10 protein-coding genes are annotated in these 6,117 nt (G+C 40.1%); all 10 read right to left on the reverse strand.

The genetic code is table 11. The features are described from left to right. Nucleotides 1–20: 20 nt before the first annotated feature. Complete coding sequence (locus tag PHR02_RS07140; RefSeq protein ID WP_299990585.1) at nt 21–1,316, reverse strand: UDP-N-acetylmuramoyl-L-alanyl-D-glutamate--2,6-diaminopimelate ligase; 1,296 nt, start codon at nt 1,314–1,316, stop codon at nt 21–23. Then, nucleotides 1,306–1,899, reverse strand: coding sequence for a hypothetical protein (locus PHR02_RS07145; RefSeq protein ID WP_299990587.1), 594 nt, complete (start codon nt 1,897–1,899; stop codon nt 1,306–1,308). The genes PHR02_RS07140 and PHR02_RS07145 overlap by 11 nt, the downstream gene beginning before the upstream one ends. Before the next feature lie 45 nt (nt 1,900–1,944). Then, complete coding sequence (locus PHR02_RS07150; RefSeq protein WP_299990588.1) at nt 1,945–2,220, reverse strand: NifU family protein; 276 nt, start codon at nt 2,218–2,220, stop codon at nt 1,945–1,947. 124 nt (nt 2,221–2,344) lie between these two features. Then, nucleotides 2,345–2,695, reverse strand: a complete 351-nt coding sequence (rplQ, locus tag PHR02_RS07155; protein WP_294894092.1) for a 50S ribosomal protein L17 — start codon at nt 2,693–2,695, stop codon at nt 2,345–2,347. Nucleotides 2,696–2,800: 105 nt separating this feature from the next. Then, nucleotides 2,801–3,793 carry a DNA-directed RNA polymerase subunit alpha gene (locus PHR02_RS07160; protein ID WP_299990590.1) on the reverse strand — a complete coding sequence of 331 codons (993 nt, stop codon included), beginning with the start codon at nt 3,791–3,793 and terminating at the stop codon, nt 2,801–2,803. A gap of 23 nt (nt 3,794–3,816) precedes the next feature. After that, the gene (gene rpsD / locus PHR02_RS07165; protein ID WP_299990592.1) at nt 3,817–4,443 is read right to left on the reverse strand and encodes a 30S ribosomal protein S4; all 627 of its coding nucleotides are present in this window, start codon (nt 4,441–4,443) and stop codon (nt 3,817–3,819) included. An 11-nt stretch (nt 4,444–4,454) separates the two neighbouring features. Continuing rightward, entirely contained in the window at nt 4,455–4,847 is a 393-nt protein-coding gene (gene rpsK, locus PHR02_RS07170) for a 30S ribosomal protein S11 (RefSeq protein ID WP_299990594.1), read from the reverse strand. A gap of 11 nt (nt 4,848–4,858) precedes the next feature. After that, the gene (rpsM, locus tag PHR02_RS07175) at nt 4,859–5,230 is read right to left on the reverse strand and encodes a 30S ribosomal protein S13 (protein ID WP_299990596.1); all 372 of its coding nucleotides are present in this window, start codon (nt 5,228–5,230) and stop codon (nt 4,859–4,861) included. Nucleotides 5,231–5,232: 2 nt separating this feature from the next. Continuing rightward, entirely contained in the window at nt 5,233–5,346 is a 114-nt protein-coding gene (gene rpmJ / locus PHR02_RS07180) for a 50S ribosomal protein L36 (protein ID WP_013461154.1), read from the reverse strand. 195 nt (nt 5,347–5,541) lie between these two features. Continuing rightward, on the reverse strand, nt 5,542–6,117 hold a 576-nt coding region (locus PHR02_RS07185), incomplete at its 5' end, for an ACT domain-containing protein (RefSeq protein WP_299990598.1).

Raw genomic sequence — 6,117 nt, forward strand, 5'->3', positions numbered from 1 at the left:
CTCGTATGCAATTTATCGGTTTAAAGCTCTTTTAACAACTCACGAGCAACTACACGATCATCAAAAGGGAGATGCTGATCGTAAATAATTTGAGAGGTTTCATCCCCTTTTCCCAATATCAAAACCACTTCATCACCAGTTCTATCGCGCAGAGCTTGTCCTATAGCATTACGACGATTAACGTCTACAAAAACATTAGAACGATCTTCAATCCCTCTCAAAATATCTTCAATAATTAAATCAGGGTCCTCAAAACGTGGATTGTCACTGGTAACATATACTTTCTTCGCGTAGTTGCTTGCAACGCGTCCCATCATAGGGCGTTTACTACGGTCACGATCACCACCGGCACCGAAAACGACTAAAACTTCTTTTTCTTTTAGCGCATTAAGTACCTGTTCCATCCCATCAGGGGTATGGGCAAAATCAACAATCACAAGGGGTGACTCGCTAACAACTTCCATCCGTCCGCTGACACCACCGAAATTTTCCAAGGCATCGGCAATTTTTTCTAAGCTCTCATCAGTAACCAAATGAACCGCAGCAAAAGCAGCGGTTACATTATAGAGATTAAAGAAACCGTGCAATGAAGTAACAAACGGAACATGATCTTCAAAATGTTTCATTATCCCGCTCACACCGTTATTCAATGAATAGGCAATTATTTTGTAAGTAGCAGGATTTTCAATTCCGTAAGTAAAAGCATTTTTAAAATTGAATTCTGCCTTGGCCTCATCTTTATTGATTAATTTTTTTGTTTCATCTTGGAAAAAAAGATTTTTAATTCTGATATATTCTTCAATACTCGCATGATAATCAAGGTGATCTTGCGTGATATTGGTAAGAATTTTAAGACCGAATGTTATGCCAGCAATCCGTTCTTGCTCAATAGCATGTGAACTTACTTCCATAACAAAATAGATACACCCTTGCTCTATAGCATGCATCATGTGTCGAAAGGTATTAAGCACGGTCGGTGTTGTCAGTGTTTTTCCCTCAATGGGAGCATCATTCATAAAAAAGCCGCGCGTTCCCTGCATTGCCACTTTATGGCCCAAATCCAATAAAAGCGAATAAATAGCGCTTGCGGTTGTCGTTTTGCCATTTGTGCCGGTAATACCGATCACACAAAGACGATCCAACCCAAAAAGATCCCAACACTCATCAGGAGAAATAAGAGAATGTGCACCCTTGTCTAATGCATCTGCTTTGTACTTTTCGTTTTGTTTTGTCAGTAAAAAAGCACATTCACTACTGCAATCGCTTGAATTCTCACTTATGTAGCGATAAGGCTGACCTGTAATCTCAATTTTCAATACTTTTTCCCTTAGCTAAGCGGCGCAATAAATTGCGAAGTTGTCGATCATTTGGATAGACACCAAGAGCACTTTCCAAATAGCTTAACGCCATCTCTTTGTATCCGTGATCAATCAAATTATCCAAAAAATCAACAAAATCTTCCTTTTCCGTAATAATAACACGCGTCGAAAACATGATATTTTCAAAAATACGGTTAAAATCATTTTCGTTTTGGACCAACTCTTTGAACTCGGTATACATTATCCCGTCTTCGTAAGCTAAACGTTGATTCATCGTTTCATCAAATAATCCTGATAACTGATCAAGTGTTCCATCCATTGTTTGTAAAATTTCAGAAATAATCGTGTCAGCCGTTTCAACATCTTCACTACGCAAAATAGTATAGTAATCAAAAAGTGCTTCACCAGCACTCTCACCACCCATTGCCATATCCGATAAAATGGCGCCGTTGTAAGCCTCTTTTGAATCAGGATTGTCCTTAAGAGCTAAAGAATAATCTCGTAATGCTTCACGGTATTGACCCGCCAAAAAAAGTTCGTTAGCTTGTTTGAGGGTTTTAGATAAATTGATTGTTTTCACAGTAATCCCTCCTAATATTTTCTTAATATCGGCTCTTTTTATAAATTATAATGCGTCGATTTGATGTTCCATACCCTGAGGTACGTTAATGACGTTCAATTCAGGATGAATATCCATACGTAATTGTCGCTCAACACCATATTTCAATGTGTTACCGCTACTTGAACATCCAATACACGCACCTTGTAATTGTACATATATTGTTCCATTCTTTATGGTTAAGAATGCTATGTCTCCCCCATCTAGCGCAAGGGTTGGACGAATTTTATCAATTAAATTGCGAACTGGTTGCATTAATTCTTCATCACTAAATGGAATCATGGTTATAGTACCTTCAAAAGCTCAAATATAGCGATATAGTATAAAAAACGGTCTTTACATGCACTAATGAGAAAAGGGTAATTTTAGAGCGAAGCTCGATTTAAGGGGGGGGGTATTGAACTCGTTATACGAGTTCAATGTACGCCATTGGTGTAGCATCACCACGACGAATACGCGTTTTAACGATACGAGTATATCCGCCGTTACGCTCAGTATATTTAGGAGCAACTTCATTAAGTAATAATTTAGTCGCCTCTTTATTTTGTAATACAGCAAACACAGCACGGTGAGCATTTGCATCACCAGCACGAGCTGTTGTAATCAATTTTTCAGCAAATGAACGAAGTTCTTTTGCTTTGATCAATGTGGTTTCAATTTTACCGTGTTCAATCAACGCAATGCTAAGGTTAGTCAACAAAGCTTCACGATGTGCGCTCGTTCTACCTAGCTTGCGGTATCCGTGACGATGTCTCATGAGATACTTCCTCTTTATTATTTTAGACGATAAAGGAACTTGTCCCTTTATCTACGTTAACACTGGGTTTACTTCGGCAGTAAGCCCAAAAGCTAAATAATTAAGTTATTCAGCTTCGATTTTCTTTTTAATTGCACTGATGAGTTCATCAGCCATATCTTGTCCTACAGTGTAGCCATATTCAGTGATTTTTTCTAAAATCTCTTCAAACGATTTTTTACCAAGGTTTTTAACTTCTTTCAAATCATTTTGACTCATCATTACGATTTCGCCAATGTATTTGATGTTTGAGCGATCCAAACAATTGAAGCTACGTGCACTTAAACCAAGCTCTTCAACACGTGCGCCCAAACGTTTAAGTTCAGGATGCTCATCATTACGTTCAGCTGTTGCAGGAGTTTTAATGCTTACTTCGCTGTTAAATACTGCCATTTGTGCGTACATAACTTCCAATGAATTTTTAAACGCATCTACTGGAGAGATTTGTCCGTCAGTAACAATATTAATAACAACTTTTTCAAAATTTGGGTTATCTTCTACCAATACATTCTCAATAGCGTATGTTGCACGGCGAACCGGTGTAAAATACGCATCAAGTGCGATATAGCCATCACCCAATACATCCCGTACATCTTCACTCGGTGCATAACCGATACCCTGATGAATTTTTACGGTGAAAGTTAACGTCGCATCTTCATTTAACGTTGCCAAAAATGCATTTGGCGTTACCACTTCAACATCATCATTATCCAAATCACGTCCATGAATTTCACAAGGGCCTGCGAAACTGTACGTGATTTCTTTCTCTTTAAGACCGTTTTTTAATTTGAAACGGATACCTTTGAGATTAATAATGAAGTCCGAAATGTCTTCAAGCATACCGCGCACAGAGTCAAACTCATGCTTAGCACCCTCAATTTTAATACCGATCGGTGCGTATCCAACCGAACTGCTTAGCAAAAAGCGGCGAAGTGGATGAGCGAGTGAAACCGCAAATCCGGTTTCAAACGGATAGGCGATGATATTCGCTTCGTTCGCGCTGATTTGCTCGACGACAAACTCTTTCGGAAGAAGCGGTGATGTCTTAATTTTTTTCATGCTAAACGCCCTTTCTTTAATGATTATTTCGAGTAAAGCTCGACGATTAGACGTTCTTCAACAGGAATAACAACCTCTTCACGCTCTGGAAGACGTGTGAAAATACCGAACGCTTTATCTTGATCGATGTCAACCCATGCCGCAAGACCGGTTTGGTTGGTCAACTCAATTGCACGAACGATTTGGTTGTTCTTTTTACTTTTTTCATGAATTTCCACTTTTTGCCCCGGTTTTACGCGGTAAGATGGAATATCAACACGTTTGCCGTCAACTAATACGTGACCATGGTTTACCAATTGGCGAGCAAAACGACGAGTCGTTGCAAAGCCCATACGATAAACTACATTGTCAAGACGTTGCTCAAGAAGCATTACCAAGTTCGTACCGGTGTTACCAGTACGACGTTTTGCTTCACCGAACAATGCGCGCATTTGTTTTTCGCTCAAACCGTACATGAATTTCGCTTTTTGTTTTTCGCGAAGCTGTGTACCGTATTCAGAAATTTTTGTACGGCGTTGACCGTGTTGTCCTGGTCCGTAAGGACGTTTGTCAAGGGCACTTTTACCTGCAAGACGACGCTCACCTTTTAATCCAAGGCTTACACCGAATCTTCTTTCGATTTTTTCTACGGGTCCTCTATATCTTGCCATTGCTAAACTCCTTAGACTCGTCGGCGCTTAGGCGCACGACATCCATTGTGTGGTAGTGGAGTAACGTCTTTCATGAAAGAAACACGGAGACCCTCGATCGCACCAACACTTTTAACTGCTGTTTCACGGCCAGAACCTGGACCTTGAACTTTAATTCCCACTTCTTTAATACCGTGGACCATTGCTTTTTCGAGCGCAGATTCTACTGCTTGTTGAGCAGCAAACGGAGTTGACTTTTTAGAACCTTTGAAACCAAGGGCACCAGCCGAACTCCATGCGATCATATTACCCATTTCATCTGTTACCGTTACAAGGGTATTGTTGAATGAAGCCAAGATATGTACGATACCTTTAGCAATATTCTTCTTTACAATTTTTTTACGGGTTGCTTTTCTTTTTGCCATACTCTAATCCCTTACTTTGTGGCTGAGCCGACGGTTTTCTTTTTACCTTTGCGTGTACGAGCATTGGTTTTGGTTTTTTGACCACGGCATGGGAGACCTTTACGGTGACGAAGACCACGGTAAGAACCAAGATCCATCAACGCTTTAATATCCATAGCGACTTGTTTACGAAGGTCACCCTCTACAGCGATACCGCTGCTTCGGATCTCTTTAGCGATTGTAGCCGCTTCATCTTCGCTGAATTCGAATACACGTTTATTGTAATCGAGTCCTGTTGCATCCAAAATTTTGCGTGAAGTATGTAAACCGATACCATAGATATAAGTTAATGCATACTCCAAACGTTTTTTCTTAGGTAAGTCCACACCAGCAATACGTGCCATGCTTATCCTTGTCTTTGTTTATGTTTTGGGGTTTTGCAGATTACGCGAACAATCCCTTTACGCTTGATGACTTTACAATCATCGCACATTTTCTTCACTGAAGAACGTACTTTCATCGGTAGGCTCCGTTGATTTAAATCACTTGCTTTTCGTAGGTGAGATTGATCGCACCAATACTTGTAACTACGATTAAACGCAGTTAGAAACATTCAATTCTATTTGTCCGAAAGGGCAAAGTGGACGCGTATATTACAGTAAATAATGTTAAATTTTTATTAAGGTAGAAAATAGAAGTATGATTCGAATTGTAACTACACAATTCGAATCATAAAGGGGGATTCTAGAACAGCATCTAGCACTTCAAGTTTAGTCATAAGCGCATGAATAGAACGCTCTGTCGCTTCGTGCGTTGCAAACAAAAGATGGGCGCATTCGGTTTCTGAGGGACGTTGAATAACTGCTTCGATTGAAATTGATTCATCCGCAAATAATCTCGTAATTTGGGCCAGAATACCCGGTTTATCCGAAACCCGAAGACGAAGGTAATATTTCGAACGAATATCATCTTGATTTTTAAGACGCAAACCCTCTTCAAGCGGATGATTGAATCCGAGCATCGGTGAACGTTTACCCGAGCGTACAATATCAATGATATTGGCAACAACGGCACTCGCTGTCGCATTACCACCCGCTCCAGGTCCATAATAGAGCGTTTCGCCCACACGATCACCCACAACGCTGATTCCGTTCATAACGCCATCGATTTTCGCAATCATTGCATCTTCATCAACCAATGCTGCATGAACACGCAGTTCAACTTCATCTCCCTCACGCTTTGCAATCCCTAAGAGTTTAATGGTATAGCCAAACTCTTTAGCAAAAGTGAT

This window comes from Sulfuricurvum sp. (genome assembly GCF_028688295.1).
GTDB lineage: Bacteria > Campylobacterota > Campylobacteria > Campylobacterales > Sulfurimonadaceae > Sulfuricurvum.

Bases quoted from the DNA above. Each gene is read 5' to 3' on its own strand.
- rpsD (WP_299990592.1), bottom strand. From the start codon at position 4,443: ATGGCAAGATATAGAGGACCCGTAGAAAAAATCGAAAGAAGATTCGGT.
- rplQ (WP_294894092.1), bottom strand. From the start codon at position 2,695: ATGAGACATCGTCACGGATACCGCAAGCTAGGTAGAACGAGCGCACAT.
- rpmJ (WP_013461154.1), bottom strand. From the start codon at position 5,346: ATGAAAGTACGTTCTTCAGTGAAGAAAATGTGCGATGATTGTAAAGTC.
- rpsM (WP_299990596.1), bottom strand. From the start codon at position 5,230: ATGGCACGTATTGCTGGTGTGGACTTACCTAAGAAAAAACGTTTGGAG.
- rpsK (WP_299990594.1), bottom strand. From the start codon at position 4,847: ATGGCAAAAAGAAAAGCAACCCGTAAAAAAATTGTAAAGAAGAATATT.
- PHR02_RS07160 (WP_299990590.1), bottom strand. From the start codon at position 3,793: ATGAAAAAAATTAAGACATCACCGCTTCTTCCGAAAGAGTTTGTCGTC.
- PHR02_RS07150 (WP_299990588.1), bottom strand. From the start codon at position 2,220: ATGATTCCATTTAGTGATGAAGAATTAATGCAACCAGTTCGCAATTTA.